The 18613-nt window shown below is 65.5% G+C and carries 20 protein-coding genes; 2 read left to right on the top strand and 18 right to left on the bottom strand.

Annotation, left to right across the window (positions count from 1 at the left end):
• Window positions 1-42: 42 nt before the first annotated feature.
• From ACVIGA_RS34135 to ACVIGA_RS34060, 16 genes are all read right to left on the bottom strand, one after another.
• On the bottom strand, window positions 43-1077 hold the full coding sequence (locus ACVIGA_RS34135) for a quinone oxidoreductase family protein (RefSeq protein ID WP_456669470.1): 1035 nt from the start codon (window positions 1075-1077) through the stop codon (window positions 43-45).
• A 91-nt stretch (window positions 1078-1168) separates the two neighbouring features.
• Complete coding sequence (gene iaaH, locus ACVIGA_RS34130; protein WP_456669469.1) at window positions 1169-2599, bottom strand: indoleacetamide hydrolase; 1431 nt, start codon at window positions 2597-2599, stop codon at window positions 1169-1171.
• Window positions 2600-2635: 36 nt separating this feature from the next.
• Window positions 2636-3961, bottom strand: a complete 1326-nt coding sequence (gene paaK, locus ACVIGA_RS34125; RefSeq protein ID WP_456669468.1) for a phenylacetate--CoA ligase PaaK — start codon at window positions 3959-3961, stop codon at window positions 2636-2638.
• Window positions 3962-3980: 19 nt separating this feature from the next.
• A complete protein-coding gene (gene paaI, locus ACVIGA_RS34120; protein ID WP_456669467.1) occupies window positions 3981-4436 on the bottom strand; it encodes a hydroxyphenylacetyl-CoA thioesterase PaaI in 456 nt (151 codons plus the stop codon).
• A 188-nt stretch (window positions 4437-4624) separates the two neighbouring features.
• The gene (paaE, locus tag ACVIGA_RS34115) at window positions 4625-5701 is read right to left on the bottom strand and encodes a 1,2-phenylacetyl-CoA epoxidase subunit PaaE (RefSeq protein WP_456669466.1); all 1077 of its coding nucleotides are present in this window, start codon (window positions 5699-5701) and stop codon (window positions 4625-4627) included.
• 2 nt (window positions 5702-5703) lie between these two features.
• A complete protein-coding gene (gene paaD / locus ACVIGA_RS34110) occupies window positions 5704-6207 on the bottom strand; it encodes a 1,2-phenylacetyl-CoA epoxidase subunit PaaD (RefSeq protein ID WP_456669465.1) in 504 nt (167 codons plus the stop codon).
• Window positions 6201-6977: a 1,2-phenylacetyl-CoA epoxidase subunit PaaC gene (paaC, locus tag ACVIGA_RS34105; protein ID WP_456669464.1), complete on the bottom strand. Its 777-nt coding sequence runs from the start codon at window positions 6975-6977 to the stop codon at window positions 6201-6203. The genes paaD and paaC overlap by 7 nt, the downstream gene beginning before the upstream one ends.
• 155 nt (window positions 6978-7132) lie before the next feature.
• Window positions 7133-7420 carry a 1,2-phenylacetyl-CoA epoxidase subunit PaaB gene (paaB, locus tag ACVIGA_RS34100; RefSeq protein ID WP_456669463.1) on the bottom strand — a complete coding sequence of 96 codons (288 nt, stop codon included), beginning with the start codon at window positions 7418-7420 and terminating at the stop codon, window positions 7133-7135.
• Between the two features lie 13 nt (window positions 7421-7433).
• Window positions 7434-8426, bottom strand: coding sequence for a 1,2-phenylacetyl-CoA epoxidase subunit PaaA (gene paaA / locus ACVIGA_RS34095; RefSeq protein ID WP_456669462.1), 993 nt, complete (start codon window positions 8424-8426; stop codon window positions 7434-7436).
• A 76-nt stretch (window positions 8427-8502) separates the two neighbouring features.
• Complete coding sequence (gene paaX, locus ACVIGA_RS34090) at window positions 8503-9372, bottom strand: phenylacetic acid degradation operon negative regulatory protein PaaX (protein WP_456669461.1); 870 nt, start codon at window positions 9370-9372, stop codon at window positions 8503-8505.
• Window positions 9373-9591: 219 nt separating this feature from the next.
• Window positions 9592-10362, bottom strand: coding sequence for an esterase/lipase family protein (locus ACVIGA_RS34085; RefSeq protein WP_223970688.1), 771 nt, complete (start codon window positions 10360-10362; stop codon window positions 9592-9594).
• 204 nt (window positions 10363-10566) lie between these two features.
• A complete protein-coding gene (locus ACVIGA_RS34080; RefSeq protein WP_456669460.1) occupies window positions 10567-11850 on the bottom strand; it encodes a DUF445 domain-containing protein in 1284 nt (427 codons plus the stop codon).
• A 215-nt stretch (window positions 11851-12065) separates the two neighbouring features.
• A complete protein-coding gene (locus tag ACVIGA_RS34075; RefSeq protein WP_223970684.1) occupies window positions 12066-12542 on the bottom strand; it encodes a phasin in 477 nt (158 codons plus the stop codon).
• A gap of 181 nt (window positions 12543-12723) precedes the next feature.
• Complete coding sequence (locus ACVIGA_RS34070) at window positions 12724-13320, bottom strand: GNAT family N-acetyltransferase (RefSeq protein WP_375779793.1); 597 nt, start codon at window positions 13318-13320, stop codon at window positions 12724-12726.
• Window positions 13321-13346: 26 nt separating this feature from the next.
• Entirely contained in the window at window positions 13347-14429 is a 1083-nt protein-coding gene (locus ACVIGA_RS34065; protein WP_456669459.1) for a PHA/PHB synthase family protein, read from the bottom strand.
• Window positions 14426-14809 (bottom strand): hypothetical protein, encoded by a 384-nt coding sequence (locus tag ACVIGA_RS34060; RefSeq protein ID WP_456669458.1) that lies wholly within the window; start codon window positions 14807-14809, stop codon window positions 14426-14428. Before ACVIGA_RS34060 ends, ACVIGA_RS34065 begins: the two co-directional genes overlap by 4 nt.
• Window positions 14810-14990: 181 nt before the next feature.
• On the opposite strand from ACVIGA_RS34060, the gene ACVIGA_RS34055 reads away from it, so the two are divergent.
• Together ACVIGA_RS34055 and ACVIGA_RS34050 are read left to right on the top strand one after the other, a co-directional pair.
• Entirely contained in the window at window positions 14991-15911 is a 921-nt protein-coding gene (locus ACVIGA_RS34055) for an alpha/beta fold hydrolase (protein WP_456669457.1), read from the top strand.
• Window positions 15912-16100: 189 nt separating this feature from the next.
• The gene (locus ACVIGA_RS34050) at window positions 16101-16496 is read left to right on the top strand and encodes a nuclear transport factor 2 family protein (RefSeq protein ID WP_456670947.1); all 396 of its coding nucleotides are present in this window, start codon (window positions 16101-16103) and stop codon (window positions 16494-16496) included.
• 156 nt (window positions 16497-16652) lie between these two features.
• Here ACVIGA_RS34050 and ACVIGA_RS34045 read toward each other — a convergent pair whose 3' ends face one another.
• Window positions 16653-17747, bottom strand: a complete 1095-nt coding sequence (locus ACVIGA_RS34045; protein ID WP_456669456.1) for a branched-chain amino acid ABC transporter permease — start codon at window positions 17745-17747, stop codon at window positions 16653-16655.
• Window positions 17744-18610 carry a branched-chain amino acid ABC transporter permease gene (locus ACVIGA_RS34040; RefSeq protein ID WP_375779789.1) on the bottom strand — a complete coding sequence of 289 codons (867 nt, stop codon included), beginning with the start codon at window positions 18608-18610 and terminating at the stop codon, window positions 17744-17746. The genes ACVIGA_RS34045 and ACVIGA_RS34040 overlap by 4 nt, the downstream gene beginning before the upstream one ends.
• Window positions 18611-18613: the final 3 nt, after the last annotated feature.

Raw genomic sequence — 18613 nt, 5'->3', positions numbered from 1 at the left:
AATGGATTGCTTCGTCGCTTTGCTCCTCGCAATGACGGTGGATTACGGTCGCAAAATCACGCGGTCGCGCGACGAGCCTGCCACGGCAACAAACGCCGCCCTGGCCTGTGCCAGCGGATAGATCGCGCTTGGCCTGATCGGAAACGGCTTCAGATGCCCGCTGGCAAAGCCGGGCGCGAGCTCGCGCAACACCTCGCCGGTCGCAACCGACGACAGCGCGAGCGTGTCGATGCCGACATAGGTGTGCTGGCCGCGATAGAATTCGAGGATGTTGAACTGCACGATGCGATCGACCGCGGCGATCAGGATCTGCCGGCCGCGCAGCGCGAGCGACTTGTGCGCGGCCTGAAAATACGGATCGCCGACCGTGTTGTAGACGATGTCGGCGCCCTTGCCGCCGGTCAGCTCGCGCACCCGCGCCGCGACGTCGGTGGTGGAGGCATCGATTACCTCGACCGGCGAATTGCTGTGGCCCTCATAGGGCTCGCTCTTGCGCACCACGCCGATCGCGCGCGCGCCGTGCCAGCTCGCGATCTGAACGGCGGCCTGACCGACCTTGCCGTTGACGCCCATCACCAGCACGGTCTCGCCCGCCTTCGGCACGCCGGCGCGACGCAGGCCTTCCATCGCGGTGACGAACGGCACGCCGATCCCGGCGGCTTCGTCCCAGGAGATGCCGGCGGGCTTTTCCACGACGGCATCGGCCTCGACCACCAGATGGGTGGCGTGGGTGCCGTCGCGGCGGATGCCGAGGTCGCCGGATGAGCCGAGCACCTCGCGCCCAACCAAGGCAGATGGACCGTCGATCACGACGCCGGCGTAATCGCGGCCCGAGGTGCGCGGGAAGACGGCATAGGGCATCAGCCCGGTCGCGGCCTTCACGTCGGACGGATTGACCGCGGCGGCCTTGAGCTCGATCAGGACGTCGTTGTCCCCCCGCGACAGCGCATGGGTCTCGACAACAGGCGCGACCGCCGCTGCATTCTCCGCCTTCGTCAGCAGGCGGACGCAACGGGCATCGACGGGATGACGATTTGCTGGCGGGGCCGGCGGCATGGGCAGTCCAGTCTCGGTCATGAAGCGCGCCGCAAAGCGCGCGGATCGTGGCCGCCGGGCGGCCACACGCCATGACTAATCGACTGACCGATCAATTCAAGGGGCTTGTTACTCAGAGCTTCGGTGGCGGGGCCGTGCCCAGGATCGCCTCGATCGACAGGCCGAGCCCGAGCAATTTGGCATCGCTGCCGACCGGACCGTCGAGCTCGAGCCCAACCGGCAGGCCATCAGGCGTCATGCCGGCATAGAGCGACAGCCCGGGAAGGCCGGCATTGCTGCCGGGATCGGTGTTGCGGATCATGGTGCCGAAGGTCGGCACCGGCTCGCCGCCATTGACCGACATCTCGCCGTACCCGGTCTTCTCATCGATGACAGGCGCAGGCGCAATCGTGGTCGGAAACAGGATGGCGTCCAGTTTATTGTCCCTGAGATAGGCGGCATAGATCGCCTGCAGCGCCGGCCGCTGCACCTTGATCGCGTCGTCATAGGCGGCGCCGAATGCGTCCGCCGTGATGGCGCCGAACGCGCCGACGACGTCGGGACTGGCGACGGCGGCCGCGATGTCGGACAGCGTGATCCCCTCGATCCCGGAGGCGGCGAGCCAGGCCGGGATATCGGCGATCGGTTCATGCAGCGCGACCACGAACGACACCTTGTCGTTCTGCTCGAACAGATCAGGCATATCGACGTCGACCAGCACCAAGCCGGCCGCCGTGAGCCGGGCGCAGGCCGCCCGAGCAACGGCCTCGACGTCGCGATCGAGACCGCTCCAGAAGCAGGCGGGAATGCCGAGACGCACGCCGCGCAGCGGAATGGCTACGGCCAGCGGCGTGCCGGTGATGACGGCATCGAGCAGCGCGGCGTCGGCGACCGTGCGGCCCATCGGGCCGACGGTGTCGCGGGTATGGCTGATCGGAACCACCTGGTTGTCGTCGTGGTAGCGCCGCTCGGCTCCGCCATTGCCGACCGAAGGCCGCAAGCCCACGGTCCCGGTCAGCGCGGCAGGCACGCGGGTCGAGCCGCCGGTGTCGGAGCCAAGGCCGCAGGTCGCGATACGCGCGGCGATCGCCGCCGACGTTCCGCCGGACGAGCCGCCCGGGATCCGGTTCGTGTCGTAGGGATTCCGCACCGGTCCCGCGAACGGCGCGAGATTGGTGCTGGTGATGCCGAAAGCGAGCTCGTGCAGATTGGTCTTGCCGATGACGACAGCACCCGCGTCGAGCAGCTTTTGCAGCGACGGCGCATTGCGCGCAGGCCGTGCGCGTTGCAGCGCCGGGGTGCCGCCCGATGTCGGCATATCTGATGTGTTGATGTTGTCCTTCACCACGATCGGAAGCCCGGCCAGTACGCCGGTGCGCTTCCCGGCATCGACCTCGCGCGCCGCCGCCAGCGCGCCGTCGCGGTTCAGCATGATGAAGGCGTTGAGGTGCTTGAGCCGCTCCGCGCGATCGAGTGCCGCCTCGACGACGCTGACCGCCGTCACCTTCCCGGCGCGGATGTCGGCCACGATCTCCGCAGCGGTTGCTTCGTTGGTATCGGCCATGGAATCCCCGCGCCCTCTTGCATTGCGGGCGAGAGGCTATTCTTTCGGCCGCTTGTCGTAAACACGTTTCGCCTTGCCGAGCGAACGCTCCAGCGTCTCGGGCGCCACGATGCGAACGCGGGTGGAGATGCCGATCGTGTTCTTGATGAAGGCCGAGACCTTCTCGGCGTGCGCGGTGAGTCCCTCGCCGTCCCAGCTCTCAGGCCGGGCCTCGGCGAGCACCGTCATCTCGTCCATGCGGCCCTCGCGGGTGAGTTCTATGACAAAATGGCCGCCGCACCAGTCGGTCGCCAGCAGCGCTTCCTCGATCTGGGTCGGAAACACGTTCACGCCGCGCAGGATGATCATGTCGTCGGAGCGGCCGGTCACCTTCTCCATCCGCCGCATGCCGGGCCGCGCCGTGCCGGATAACAGCCGCGTCAGGTCGCGGGTGCGGTAGCGGATGATCGGAAAGCCTTCCTTGGTCAGCGAGGTGAACACCAGTTCGCCCTTCTCGCCGTCGGGCAGCACCTTGCCGGTCAGGGGATCGATCACCTCGGGATAGAAGTGATCCTCCCAGATGTGCAGGCCGTCCTTGGTCTCCACGCATTCCTGCGCGACGCCGGGGCCGATCACTTCCGAGAGGCCGTAGATGTCTGTCGCATCCATATCGAAGGCCTGTTCGATCTCGACCCGCATCGCGTTGGTCCAGGGCTCGGCGCCGAAGATGCCGAACTTCAGCGACGATTTGCGCGGGTCGAGGCCCTGCCGCTTGAACTCGTCGAGGATCGCCAGCATGTAGCTCGGCGTCACCGTGATGACGTCGGGCCGGAAGTCGTTGATCAGCTGCACCTGCCGCTCGGTCATGCCGCCGGAGATCGGGATCACCGTGCAGCCGAGCCGCTCGGCGCCATAATGCGCGCCGAGGCCGCCGGTGAACAGGCCGTAGCCATAGGCATTGTGCATCAGCATGCCGGTGCGGCCGCCGGCGGCGCGGATCGAGCGCGCCATCACATCCGCCCAGGTGTCGATGTCGGCCCTGGTGTAGCCGACCACGATCGGTTTGCCGGTCGTGCCGGAGGAAGCATGGACCCGCACGAGCTGCTCGCGCGGTACCGCGAACATGTTGAAGGGATAGTTGTCACGCAGATCGGTCTTCACCGTGAACGGAAATTTTCCGAGATCTGAAAGCTGCTTGAAATCTGTGGGATGCACGCCCGCCGCGTCGAAGCTCTTCTTGTAGTGCGCGACATTGTCATAGGCGTGCTTGAGCGACCAGGCGAGCCGCCTGGTCTGCAGCGCCATGATCTCGTCGCGCGAGGCGCGTTCGGCCGCATCGAGCTCGGCGCGATAGCCGCTATCCTTGAGTCTTGCCGTTGCCATCGACGTTTCCCCTGAAGCCTTATGCCTTGATGTCGGTGTCCGGCAGCCAGGTGCCGGGTATCACGCGCGAATGTCCGCGGAATTCGGCGATCACGCTGTCGCCCGCGGTGACGCGCACGTCGTAGATTCCCGAACGGCCGCTGCGCGAGATCTCGCGCGCAGTCGCCACCAGACGATCGCCGAGCTTGCCGGGCCGGATGAATGTGACGTTGCCCTCCGCCGCCACTGCGCGATCGTTGCGGCTGTTGCAGGCAAAGGCGAACGCTGAATCAGCCAGCGTGAAGATGTAGCCGCCATGGCAGATGCGCTGGCCGTTGACCATGTGCGCCTGCACCGTCATCGCCATCGTAGCCTGCCCCGGCTTGATCTCGACCAGCTCCATGCCGAGACCCTTGCTGGCGTCGTCTCCCTTCCACATCGCATCCGCGCAGGCGCGGGCGATATCCTCGGGCGATAGCGTGGCCTTCACGTTCACATCGAACTCCCTGTGCGCGGGCCCGTTTGCAGCGGGCCTCTTGGTGTCAGTGTTGGGCGCGACGCGCGAGGCGTCAACGCCGCTTTCGTCAGTCCGGGATGCGCCGTAAGGCGCAGGCCCGGAATCCATACTCACGATCGTGGTTATGGATTCCGGGCTCATCGCTTCGCGATGCCCCGGAATGACGATCATACATGATCATAATCCACCACGACCTTGCCGGAGCACGGCTTGGCCTGGCAGGTGAGGATGAACCCCGCCTTCAGCTCCCACGGCTCCAGCGAATAGTTCAGATCCATCGGCGCCTCGCCTTCGACCAGCTTGGCGCGGCAGGTCGAGCACATGCCGCCCTTGCAGGCGAACGGCAGGTCCATGCCGGCGCGCAGCGCGGCATCGAGGATCGACTCGCCGTCGGCCACCGAGACCTCGCGGCGCTTGCCGTCGATGATCAGTCCGGCGATCGCCTTCGGCGGCGCGCCGGCGGGAACGACGACCTTCGGGCGCGGCTTGCCGCCGAATTCCGACACGAAGCGCTCGACATGGATGCGCTCGTCGGCGATGCCGATCTCGCGGCAGGTCGCCTCGATGGTCTCGCTCATCGCGGCCGGGCCGCAGACGAAGACGTGATCGACGGTCGCAGCCGGCACCAGCGAGCGCAGCAGCACCCGCACCTTCTCGCCATCGAGCCGGCCGTGCAGGATCGGAATGTCCTGCTCCTCGCCCGAGATGACGTGGAACACCGACAGCCGCTGCATGAAGCGGTCCTTCAGCTCCTCCAGCGCCTCGCGGAACATGACGCCTTCGGTCGAACGGTTGCCGTAGAACAGGAAGAAGCGGCTGTCCGGCTCGCGTGCCAGCACGCCCTTGACGATCGAGAGGATCGGCGTGATGCCGCTGCCGGCGGCGAAGCCGACATAGGTCCGCGCCTCGCCGGGCGCATGCGCAACGCCGAAACGGCCGGTCGGCGTCATCACGTCGAGCTCGTCGCCGGTCTTCAGCTCGTCGGCCGCCCAGTTCGAGAAGGCGCCGCCATCGACCTTCTTCACCGCGATGCGCAGCTCGCCATCGTCAGGGCCGGAGCAGATCGAATAGGAACGGCGGACTTCCTCGCCGTCCATCGTGGTGCGCAAGGTCAGATACTGGCCGGGCGCGAAGCGGTAGTCGCCTTGCAGATCGTCAGGGATCGCAAAGGTCATCGAGATGGCGTCCGACGCCTCGCGGCGCAGATCGCTGACGGACAGGCGGTGGAATCGTGGGGTCGACATGGTCAATGACACTTGAAGTAGTCGAAGGGTTCACGGCAGCTCTTGCAGCGCCACAGCGCCTTGCAGGAAGTCGAGCCGAATTCGGACAGCAGTTCGGTATCGCCCGATCCGCATTGCGGGCACGCGACCTGTTGGTCGCCGAACAGCGCGCGGCGCGAGGAGCCCGGCAGCGGCGGCGCGATGCCGTATTCCCTCAGCTTGCGGCGGCCGTCCTCGCTCATCCAGTCAGTGGTCCAGGCCGGCGACAGCACGGTGCGGACCTTCGGCCCATGAATGCCTTCGCGCTCCAGCGCGAGCTCGATCTCGAGCGCGATCATGTTCATCGCCGGACAGCCGGAATAGGTCGGCGTGATCGCAACCTCGACATGGCCGTCGTGGACAGCGACATCGCGCAGCACGCCGAGATCGGCGATGGTCAGAACAGGGATTTCGGGATCGACCACCTGCGCAGCCGCGCTCCAGGCGCGCCGGCGCAGATCGGCATCGCTGACCGCAACCGTCACCATGTTGCCCCCGGAAAGGTCCGCTGCATCGATTGCAGCTCGCTGAGGAGATGGCCGAGATGTTCGCTATGGCTGCCGGTGCGACCGCCCTGCTGCATCCAATCGCTCTTCGGCAACGCCAGCGTCGCCTCGTTGACGATGCCGGTGATGGTCTTCAGCCAGCGCGGCTTGAGCGTCGCAGGATCGATTGCGATGCCGGCATCGATCAGGCTGCGCTCGTCGTCGTCGACCGTAAACATCTCGCCGGTATAGGCCCAGAGATCGTCGATCGCATCCTGCGCGCGGCGATGGCTCTCCTCGGTGCCGTCGCCGAGGCGAACGATCCATTCCGACGAATGCCTGACATGATAGGCGCTCTCCTTCTCCGACTTCGCCGCAATCGCAGCAAACGTCGGATCGGACGAGGCCATCATCGCGCGCCAGTAGAGATCGGCGAATGCCGCGTAGAAGAATTGCCGCACCATGGTGCGCGCGAAATCGCCGTTCGGCTGCTCGACCAGCAGCAGGTTGCGGTACTGTCTGACGTCGCGCAGATAGGCGAACTTGTCCTCGTCGTTGTTCTTGCCCTCGACCTTGGCCGCGTAGCTGTAGAGCTCGCGGGCCTGGCCGAGCAGGTCGAGACCCATATTGGCGAGCGCCATGTCCTCTTCCATCGCCGGCGCATGGCCGCACCATTCGGACAGCCGATGGCCGAGGATCAGCGCATCATCGGCGCGGCGCAGCGCATAGAGCACCAGCGGCGTTTCGGAGACTTCGATATTGGCGGTTGCCATCTATTCAACTCGCTGTTGGGCCGTCATTGCGAGGAGCGCGTGACAAAATTGCAGAGCAATTTTGCACTGAAGCGACGAAGCAATCCATATTTTCTTCGTGCTTTGCGGTCCGATGGATTGCTTCGCTCCGCTCGCAATGACGGGCGGAAGCGCGATCACATATGTCCGACTTCGTCGGGGACGTCGTAGAAGGTCGGGTGGCGGTAGATCTTGGTTTCCGCCGGCTCGAACATCATACCCTTCTCGGACGGATCGGACGCGGTGATCGCATTCGACGGCACCACCCAGATCGACAGCCCCTCGCCGCGGCGAGTGTAGATGTCGCGCGCTGCCTGTAGCGCAAGCGTCGCGTCGGTCGCATGCAGCGAACCGACATGCTTGTGCGCAAGCCCATTGCGGCTGCGGATGAAGACTTCCCAGAGCGGAACGTTCGGCGTGGCCATCTTGAGCGCTCCCTTATTCTGCGGCTTGCGCGAGCTGGCGGCTCTTGCGCTTCTCGGCATAGGCCATCGCGGCCTCGCGCACCCAGGCGCCTTCCTCATGCGCCTTGCGGCGCGCGGCGAGGCGATCGCGGTTGCAGGGGCCGTTGCCGGCCAGCACCTGCTTGAACTCGTCCCAGTCGATCGGGCTGTGCACCCAATTGCCGTTCGCGTTCTGCTTCATGCCAGGATCCGGAATCGTGAGCCCGAGGAACTCGGACTGCGGCACGGTGGCGTCGATGAATTTCTGGCGCAGCTCGTCGTTGGAGAAGCGCTTGATCTTCCACTTGGTCGAGGTGTCGCTGTGCTGGCTGACCTGGTCCGGCGGGCCGAACATCATCAGCACCGGCCACCACCAGCGATCGAGCGCGTTCTGCGCCATCGCCTTCTGCTCCGCGGTGCCGCGGCACAGCGTCACCATGATCTCAAAGCCCTGGCGCTGATGGAACGACTCTTCCTTGCAGACCCGGATCATCGCGCGCGCATAGGGGCCGTAGGAGCAGCGGCACAGCGGGATCTGGTTCATGATCGCTGCGCCATCGACCAGCCAGCCGATGGTGCCGATGTCGGCCCAGGTCAGGGTCGGGTAATTGAAGATCGAGGAATATTTCGCCTTGCCCGAGAGCATGCCGTCGACGAGCTCCTCACGCGAGGTGCCGAGCGTCTCGGCGGCGGCGTAGAGATAGAGACCGTGGCCGCATTCGTCCTGCACCTTGGCGAGCAGCGCGGCCTTGCGGCGCAGCGACGGCGCGCGGGTGATCCAGTTGCCCTCGGGCAGCATGCCGACGATTTCGGAATGGGCGTGCTGGGAAATCTGCCGGGTCAGCGTCTTACGGTAGGCCGCCGGCATCCAGTCGTTCGGCTCGATGCGCTCGTCGGCATCGATGCGGGCCTGGAACTGATTGGCACGGGCGACATCCTCGACACCGCGATCGTCGCCATCGGATGAATTGAGCGCCTGCGTATACATGGCCGACCTCCCAGTGTGTTGTTAGGCAGGAATATATAACACAAATTTCAGAATGCAAGAAGTTTTTGTAATATGTTCAGACGCCCTCGAAACGGCGCGCCACGGCCCCGTTGGGCTTCGGCAGCGGCCCGTCCTCATTGGTTGCATGGTCGTCAAGCCATTGTTCCGACGGCGGAAGCAGCCCGCGATAGATCTCGCCGCAGAGTTTCCGCGCTGCCCTGCCCGGCCAATCCTTCGGCAGCAGCTGATACGGCAGCAACGGATCGCGCAGCACGACCCGGCGGTAGTGATGGATCAACAGAATGCGCGCGGTGAAGGCGTCGGCGTCGGTCAGCTTATCGCCTCTGACGATCCAGCCGTGCAGCGGCTCGAACGTCTTCATGAACTTCAGATAGGCGTCCGCGGTGCGGTCGAGCGGCCAGCTCTCGCTGAGCAGCCTGCGCCCGCTGTCATCTTCCGCCGACACTTCGAGACGGATCGCGCGCGACGCTTCATCGGGGATCGGTGCGCCCGACGGCGCGACCCACACGCCGGGCAACGGGCTGCCGAAGCCGGCATTCTTCAACGCCTCGCGCGCGGCGTCGCGGTCCTCGGCATTGCCGATCAGCAGCAGCTCGAAGCGGCCGGTCCAGTCCGACGGCGGCGGATCGTAGATGTGCCGTGTCGCGGTGTCGAATGTCTGCCGCCCCTTCGCATTCAAGCGATAGAAACTGTTGCGGCCGACCTTGCTGCGCTCGAGCCAGCCGTCGGCGGCGAGCCGCGACATCGCGGTGCGCACCACATTGCCGTCGATGTCGAGCGACTTGAAGAATTCGAGCAGCGTGCCGAGCCATACCGAGCCGCCGCGCGGCACGATGGAATCGCCGAATACGGTGATGATGATCGAGCCGGTGCGTGACGGCTCGCGCTTCAGCTGATCGACAATGCGGGCAAGCGGCTGTGGCATGCCCAACGCATAGCGCGTTTTGTCGATTCACGACAATGCGAGTGCGGTCCCTCCGCTCCCTCGCCCCGCTCGTGCGGGGAGAGGGCTGGGGTGAGGGGCTGCCTCCGCAAATTGGATCGACGTGAGTGCGCGGAGACTCCCCCTCACCCGGATCGCATTACGCTTCGCTTCATGCGCCCCGGCCTCTCCCCGCATGCGGGGCGAGGCAAGAAAGAAGCGTCAGCGGTTGGGATCCGGATAGACCAGGCTGCGCCAGCCGCTGCGATCGAACGGCGCCCACTCGCCGTCCTTCTGCGCGAGGCGATCGGCGACGGCGTAGACCACGGCCGGATGATGACCCATGCCGCAATGGCTGCTCTCCACCTCGATGCTGTCGGTCATCGACGATGCCTGCTCGCGGCAACCCTGCCAGGCGCAGACGCCGTCGGTGCGGCTGAAGATCGCGGTGGTCGGCACCGGCGGCGCGCTGGCGAGCGAGCCTCCGAAGCGCGCATCCTCTTCGTCGGCACGGCGCCCGCTGGCCATCTCATAGACGCGCCAGGCGTTGGTCGCTTTCGGGCCTGCGGCAAACGGGCTGCCGAGGGTGATCACCTGGCGCACGCGCTCCGGCATCATCTTGGCGAGCTGGCGCGCGTAGAGGCCGCCGAGGCTCCAGCCGACCACCGAGACCTTGCGGCCGCTGGTCTCATTCATCTCCTGCAGCAGGTCGACCATCCCGTCTTGCACGCCGGCGCGCAGCCCGAGGTTGCGGCCCTGGCGCCAACCGCTAACGGCGTAGCCCTTGCTCTTGAGGAAGTCGCGCAGCGGGCGCGTGGACATGTCGGAGGCAATCAGCCCGGGCAGCACCAGCACCGGATGCCCATCGCCGCGCGGCGCGAGGCTCAGCAGCGGCAATGCACCAAGAAAGGCACCGAGCTCGTGAATGGCGCGGCCTTCCAGGAACATCAGTGTCCTGGACGGCGGGCGTAGCGTCTGCGCAGCAACGGACATTTCAACTCCTCTTCGGCACGGCCCCTGACGTCTCGGCGGCCGGCAATGGAATCAACGGAAATGGGTCAACAGGATTGACGCAAACCCGGCGGAATCGTTCCGCGACGCAACAATCAACCTTGAAAAGCTAGGGAACCGATCACTTTGGTGCAAGCGGCCCAGGTCACACTTGCCACAACTTAAGTGACCTCCGTGCCCAATCGGTCACAGCAGCCGCAGCACATATTCCAGCGTGTAAAGTGCCAAACCGGCAAGCCCGCCGATCAACGAGCCGTTGAAGCGGATGTATTGCAGGTCCTTGCCGACATTGACCTCGATCAACGAGATCAATTGCTCCATGTCCCAGCTCTTCATCTGGTCGGCGATAAACGTCGAGACGCCGCTCTTCTGCTCGGCAACGACCGAGCGCAGGATCGCGACCAGGCCCTGATTGATTTCGGCGCGCAGCTCGGCGTCACCGTCAAGCGCGTCGCCGGCCTCGACGAACATTCTCGCTAGCTGATGCTGCAGCACCTGCGATTCACCCGAGGCGCTGCGCTCGATGAAATCCTTGACGTTGGCCCAGATCGTGCGCCCGAGATTGGCGAGTTCCGGCCGCGCCATCAGATCGCGCTTGAGACCGTCGATGCGATCGGCGAATGCCTTGTCGCTGCCGAGCCGGTCGACGAACGACAGCAGCATGCGGTCGAACTCGCCGCGGAACGGATGCTGCGGATCGTTGCGCACCTCCTCGAAGAATTTCGTCGCCGAGGCGATGATCCGATTCACCACGAACTTGTCGGCGCGATAGAGCCTCAAGAGCGTCGGCATCTCCGCGCGGACCTTGTCGCGGATCACGGCCATGGTCTCCTGCTGCGTCAGCGTCTGGTGCAGCACACGCAGGATATCGTCGAGCAGGCCGCCATGCCTGCCCTCCTGCACGAAGCCTCGCAACGCGCCGGCCGCAAGCGGCGCGAGATCGATCGAGAGCACCTGGGTCGTGACGCGGCGGCTGATGAACTGCATCAGGCCTGAGCTCTCGGTCGCCGCAAACGCTTCGGGCAGCATCCGCAGCACGAAGCGGGCGAGATCCTCCGAACGTTTGCGGTCGCGCAGCCAGTCGGCGATGAAGCTGCCGAAATCGATCTCGCGCAGCTTGGCCTCTACGGGGCCGGATTCCAGAAAGTTGTTCTCGATGAATTCGCCGAGCTTCTCGGCGATGCGTTCCTGGTTGCTCTGGATGATCGCAGTGTGCGGGATCGGCAGCCCCAGCGGCCGCTTGAACAGGGCGACGACGGCATACCAGTCGGCGAGCCCGCCGATGGTCGCGGCCTCTGCAAATGCCGCGATGAAGCCGAACGCGGGATGCACCGGCAGCAGCGCCTTCGATGCGACGAAGATGACGAGGGTGGCCGCCAGCACGCCGGTCGCCAGCCACTTCACGCGCCGCAGCTCGGCGGCGCGTTCGGCATCGACGGGCATTGCGATGAGGGCGGTGGGAAGGGTCATGACGGCTTTCGAAGGTCGATTGGATCAACCATAGCGCGATGCTCCCACCGCCGTCATTCCGGGGCGTGCGAAGCACGAACCCGGAATCTCGAGATTCCGGATCGCCGCTTCGCGGCGTCCGGAATGACGGTGGATACCACGAACTATGCCGGGCAAAAAAGAAGGCCCGCAAAATGGCGGGCCTTCGAAAAGGGCAGTGGTCAGTGCAAGCGCGATCAGGCGGTCTTGCTGTAGACCTTCGAGAAGTTGTCCTGCGCGGTCTTCGCACCGTCGGTGACGAGCTTGCCGAGATACTCGGTGGTCGCCTTCGCCCGCGAGACGAACAGTTCGCCACGCGCACGGACCATGTCCGACTGGATCTGGGCAGCTTCGCTCAGCGACTTGGCGGAAGCGAGCTTGTCGATGCCGGCGAAGAACGCCTCGGCGTCCTGGTAGAGCGCCTGCTGGATGTTGCGGCTGATCTTGGCGGCTTCGGTCACCGAACCGGCAACGGCGGTCTCGATCACGTTGGTCACCTTCTCGGAGCCGGCATACGCGTCGGCGGCGCGGGTCTTGGCGGCCTCGGCCTGCTTCTTCACGAACTCACGGGCGGCTTCCGGAACTTCCATGTTCTGGAGCTTGGTGAACGCCTCGGTGACGGGCGCGAAGGCTTCCTTGACGCTGTTCAGCACGGAATTGGTTTCGGTGGTCATTGGGGTCTCTCCATCCTCAGGTTTGAGCTATGGGCTCACCCCGTCCGGTTTGGCCCGGGGCAAGGCTGTTGTGTCACAATCCATGGTGCGCCGCAACATGAATGTTGCAGCGCGATATCACGAGCGTGTGAACAGAATGAATATCCGGCAGATTGCCTAACGAACCGGCGGATGACGGTTTCTAATTACCGCCAACCGCCTCGGAGACGCCGTAGGCCTCCATCTGGGCCCGGACTTGCGCCACATTATGCCCGAGCACGACGATATCGTGGGCCTTGCCCTCGACGTCGCGGACATGGTCGCGCAGCAGGGCCTCCGCCTTGAAGCCGAGGCTTTCGAACAGCGCGATCGCCGCCCGCTGGTCGACTGTCATCTGCACCGAGAACTTCTCCAGTCCCGCGCCAAGCGCAATAGCGAACGTCTCCTGCGACAGCGCCCGGCCGACGCCCTGCCCGCGCACGTCGAGCGACACCACCATCCGGATCTCGCCGACATGCGGCGACCAGGAATGCGGATCGCGCACCAGGGTGCCGCAGCCGACCACCTTGCCGTCCTTGATCGCAAGCAGGCTCGTGATGTCGCCGCGCTCGATCTCGTTGATCCAGGCCGACAGCACCTTCGGCTGGCTGATGTTGCGCGGCAGGAACAGCAGATCATGCGTCGGCAGTTTTTGCGCGAAGGCCAGCACCGCGGCCTCGTCGGCCCGCTTCATCAGCCGGAACTCGATGTCGCCCGCCTCGGTCTTGACGTGGCGCGGATAGGAACGTTGCTCGGTCATGTCGATCTCTCTCAAGTCGACCCTTCTTAGGTCGATCTTTTGCCCAACCAGGTGTCCAGTTTCGGCCACAGCCGCTTGATTGCATTGGCGCCGGCGACCAGCGAGACGTGACCGCCTTTCAGCATCACCTCCTCCTTGTCCTCGGAGCCGATCTTGGTGATCAGGTGCTTTGCCGCGTCATACGGCACGATGTGGTCGTGCTCGGCGACCGCGTGCAGGATCGGCACCTTGATGTCGGCAAGCCTGGCCGCGCGGCCGCCGACCGTCATGGTGTCGTTGTAGAGCTTGTTGTCCCACATCAGGTCCTTGGTGATGGCGCGGAAATATTCGCCGGCGAGCGGCAGCGTGTCGGTCGCCCAGCGGTCGAACATCCGGTACGACTTGACGAACTCGTCGTTCCAGATGTTGTCCCAGAGCTGGATCTGGCCGACCACGCGCGCGGCCGGGCGCAACATGTCGAACGATTGCAGGATCAGTTCGGGCGGCATGTTGCCGGTGCTGTCGATCAGGCGGTCGACGTCGAAATAGCGGCGGTCGGCGAAATTCGAGAACAGCTTCATCTCGCGGAAATCGATCGGCGTGGTGAAGCAGATCAAATTCTTCATCGGCCCGTCGCTGAAGATCGAGCCATAGAGCAGCGACAGCACGCCGCCGAAGCAATAGCCGATCACGGAGACGTCCTTCTCGCCGGAATCCTGCTGCACCCGGCGGACCGATTCCGGGATGAAGTCGAGGACGTAGTCCTCCATGCGCAGCGATTTCTCCTCCGGCTTCGGCGCAGTCCAGTCCAGCATGTAGACGTCGAAGCCGCGCTTCAGCAGGAACTCGATGAAGCTCTGCCCCGGCACCAGATCGAGGATGTAGCCGCGGTTGGTGGTCGCCATCACGATCAGGACCGGCACGCGATAGACTTCGTCGGACTGCGGCCGGTAGTGATAGAGGTTCATGGTGCCGCGCGAATACAGCACGTCCTTCGGTGTCGAGCCGAGCTCGGGGCCGGAGCTCGAGAAATACTCGACGCCCTTGATGCTGCGCTGGATCGCGCGCTGCACCTCGGACTGGACCCGCTCGGAAATCGAGGCAAAATCTAACCCGGTGGGAGCATTCATTTGCTGTCTCCCTCCGATGGCGGACGCCTGGTGCGCGGCGGCCGCGGCGTTGCGCCATGGCCGTCGTCCGGTGCCAGCGAATTGTGATGCACCTGCTGCAGCAGCGTCTTGATCTCGTTGAGCTGGGTCTCCATCGACTGCAAACGCTCGGCCATGCCGACGAGCTGGGCCCGGCTCGGCAGGTTCATCGCCAGCAGATATTTCTCCATCAGCTCGCCGAGCTGCTTCTGCGCGCCCGCTGCGGCGCTGCCGGCCTGATTCATCACCTTCGAGAATTCAGGCGAGGTCATCAACTGACCGCCGAAGGAGTTGAACCCCTTCTCCATCTCGCCAATCATCGTCTGCCAGATCACGGCAGGGTCGTTGCCCTTGTCGGCCATGCGGCGCTCCTCCACACCAATTCCGAGCGCTTGCTGCGCTTCCGTTTGTTTGTGCCATACGACACTGTTGCCGCTGATCGGTCAACTGCGCGGCGCGCCCGGCGACATCGGCGCTCTTCTGCGCTGCGTCAATCCGTGGCAGCATGGAGGTTCCTGACCGCGAATCCAGGAGAGGACGCCCGTGACCACGCTCGCCCATCAGCCACCGCAGCTCGCCCGCGCCAATGGCATCGACATCTGCTACGAGGTTTTTGGCGATGCGAACGCCGAGCCGCTGCTCCTGATCATGGGCCTCGGCGCCCAGATGATCCATTGGGACGACGAGTTCTGCCGCCAGCTCGCGGCGCGCGGGTTTCGCGTGATCCGGTTCGACAACAGGGATATCGGCAAATCCTCCCGGATGAGCGGCGGCAAGCGGCTGACCGCGCTCGAGCTGCTGAAGCTGCGCTTCCTGAAGATTCCGGTCGCAGCGCCCTACCGGCTGGCCGACATGGCGCGCGACACCATCGGCTTGATGGACACGCTCGGCATCCGCACCGCGCATCTGGTCGGCGCCTCGATGGGCGGCATGATCGCGCAGGAGGTTGCGATCACCTTCCCCGAGCGCGTGCGATCGCTGACCTCGATCATGTCGACCACCGGCAATCCGAAGGTGCCGGGGCCGACCCGCGAGGCGACCGCGGTGCTGATGGCGCCGCCGCCGAAGAGCAAGGAGGAGTACTTCGTGCGCTTCGGCCAGACCTGGAAGGTGCTGCGCAACGGGTCGTTCCCCGAAGATGAGGCGCTCGATCCCGAGCGCGCGCGGCGCACCTTTGAGCGCGGTCTCAATCCGGAGGGCGTCGGCCGCCAGCTGCGCGCCATCCTCGCCTCCGGCAGCCGCAAGGAGCGGCTGCGCAGCGTCAAGGCGCCGACGCTGGTGATCCACGGCACGGTCGATCCGCTGGTGCATCCGGAAGGCGGCAAGGACACCGCAGTCTCGATCCCCGGCGCAAAGCTTCTGATGGTCGAGGGCATGGGTCATGCGCTGCCGATCCCGATGTGGCCGCAGATCATCGACGCGATCGACAAGCACGCGCATGGGGTGGCAGTGAAGGCGGCGTGAGGCAGGTATCTTCCGGTGACCATGTGAGCCGAGGGTGCGTTCTTCCGGCTGGCGCGCGCAGGCTGTAGACACGCCATGCACCGCGCAGATCGCGCGCCATCAGCCACCGGGAGTCATCAGATGAAGACCCTTCTCCGGCCGCGGACAGCCGTCGCCGCTCTCTTCCTCGCGCTCGCGTCTTCCACCGCGATGGCCGCCACCAGCGACGCGCAGCAGGAAGCCAACCGCAAGGCGGTGCTGGCCTTCTACGAGAAGGGGCTGAACCAGAAGGATGCCGACGCGGCGCTCGCCTATGTCGGCAACCGCTATGTGCAGCACAATCCCGGCGCGGCCGATGGCCCCGAAGGCTTCCGCAAGTTCATCGGCTTCCTGCGCGAGAAGTTTCCGAACTCGCATAGCGAGATCAAGCGCTCCTTCGTCGATGGCGACTACGTGATCCTGCACGTCCACGCCGTGCGCGAGCCCGGCACCCCCGGCAATGCGATCGTCGACATCTTCAAGCTCGAGGATGGCAAGATCGTCGAGCATTGGGACGTGGTGCAGCCGGTGCCGGAGAATCCGGCGAACAGCAACACTATGTTCTGAGGCTCCAAGAGCACAGGCGATAGCGAGACAAAAGTCTGACGTCGCCCTGGCGAAATCCAAAGACGACGCGTCGCCGTCAATCCCGTCATCCTGAGACGCGCGCAAGGGCGCGCTCTCAGGGTGACGGGTTGAGGACGCGGGATCGCGGAGCCGGACCTACCGACTGCGACCGAGCCATCGCTGTGTCGGGAACAGCTGCACCTGCCAGCGCCGCGCCGCGGCACCCCACACGCCCCTCGGCATGAACAGCATGATCAGGATGGCGAGCGTGCCGAGCACGACGAGATACAGGCTGCCATACTGGGCGAGCCAGGTGACGAGCCCCCACAGCAGGAGCACACCGACCATCGGGCCCTCGATGGTGCGCACCCCGCCGATCACGACGATGAAGATGACATAGGCGGTCCAGTCAGTGACGCTGAAGGCGGCGTCAGGCGAGATGCGCGCCTTCTGCAAATAGACCACGGCGCCGACCATGCCGGTGGCGAAGGCGACCGCGATCCACAGAACATGGCGAATCCTAGCGGTGCGCACGCCGACGCTGCGCGCCGCGGCCGCGTTGTCCCGGCTTGCCGCCAGCGCGAGGCCGTGGCGCGAGCGGATGAAGGCGTAGATGCCGAGCGTGACCAGCACGGCGAGCAGCAGCGCCAGCCAGTAGACCAGCACGTCGCGCGCGGCCGCCGGCCGCAATCCGAGCAGCGCCTGCACCGCCTTCAACCCGACCATCTGCGACAGTTCGCTCGGCGAGATCGACATCCCGGTGCCGCCGCCGAGCGACTTGAACTGGGCGCAGATCAGCCGCAGCGCTTCGGCGGCAACCCAGCTGCCGATCGCGAAATACGGCCCCTCCAGCCGGAACAGCAGCGGGCCGAGCACCGCCGCGACCAGCGCCGCGAACAGCCCGGCCAGCGGGATCGCCGCAACGGGATCGAGCCCGGCCATCACGATGCCGGCGAACAGCGCATAGGCGCCGAGCCCGACAAACGCCTGCTGCCCGACCGACACCAGCCCGCCCCACCCGGCCAACACGTTCCAGAGCTGCGCCAGCGTCAGCATAGTGAAGACGAAGATCAGATCCTGGATCAGGTTACGTGATGCGATCGCCGGCAGCGCGGCAAGCACCACGACCAGCGCGATACCGGCGACGGCCGCACCGCGCGACAAGCGCGTGCCGACCCGAACTCGCCACACCGGCGCTTCGACCGCGCGCTGCTCCCGGCTTGTCGGGATATTGATGCTCTCGACGCTCATGTCCGCCTCGCCGGGAAAAGCCCACGCGGCCGCACCATCAGCACGGCAAGGAAGGCGAGATGGCCGGCCAGGATCTGCCACTCCGGATTGATCCGCCCGCCGATCGCCTGTGCGAGCCCGAGCACGATGCCGCCGGCCAGCGTCCCCCACAGGCTGCCGAGCCCGCCGATGATCACGGCCTCGAACGCATAGAGCAGCCGCGCCGGGCCGATCGACGGATCGAAGCTGGCGCGGATGCCGAACACGACAGCGGCGATCACCGACACTGCGAGCGAGAGCCCGACCGCGATCGCATAGACATTGCGCTCGTTGACGCCCATCAATTGCGCGATCGCGGGATTGTCGGCGGTGGCGCGGAAGGCGCGGCCGAGCGAGGTGCGATAGAAGATGAGCTGGAGCAGCGCGACGGCGGCGATCGCCGTCACCAGCGCCGTCAGCGGCGCGAGGCCAACGCTCAGGCCAGGGACCAGCGTCACCGACGAGGATTCGAACGCGCCGGCCTGCAGCCGGCGGCTGTCGGCGCCATAGCCGAGCAGCAACCCGTTCTGGATCACGATCGACAGGCCGAAGGTGACGAGCAGCGGCGGCAGGATGTCGTCGCCGAGCACCCGCTCCAGCACCAGCCGCTGCAGCACGAAGCCGAGCACGAACATCGTTACGACCACCAGCAGGGCTGCGGCCGCAAGCGGCAGGCCGAGCGCCGTGGTCGCGCTCAGCACCAGATAGGCCGCAAGCAGGATCAGGTCGCCATGGGCCAGATTGACCAGGCGCATGATGCCGAAGATCAGCGACAGGCCGAGCGCGAACAGCGCATAGACGCCGCCGAGCAGCACACCCTCGATGATGGTATCGAACCCGCTCATGGC

This window comes from Bradyrhizobium sp. USDA 3240, from assembly GCF_054063295.1.
Note: the sequence above shows the minus strand (reverse complement) of the source record. Positions and strands in the feature narration are given on the sequence as shown.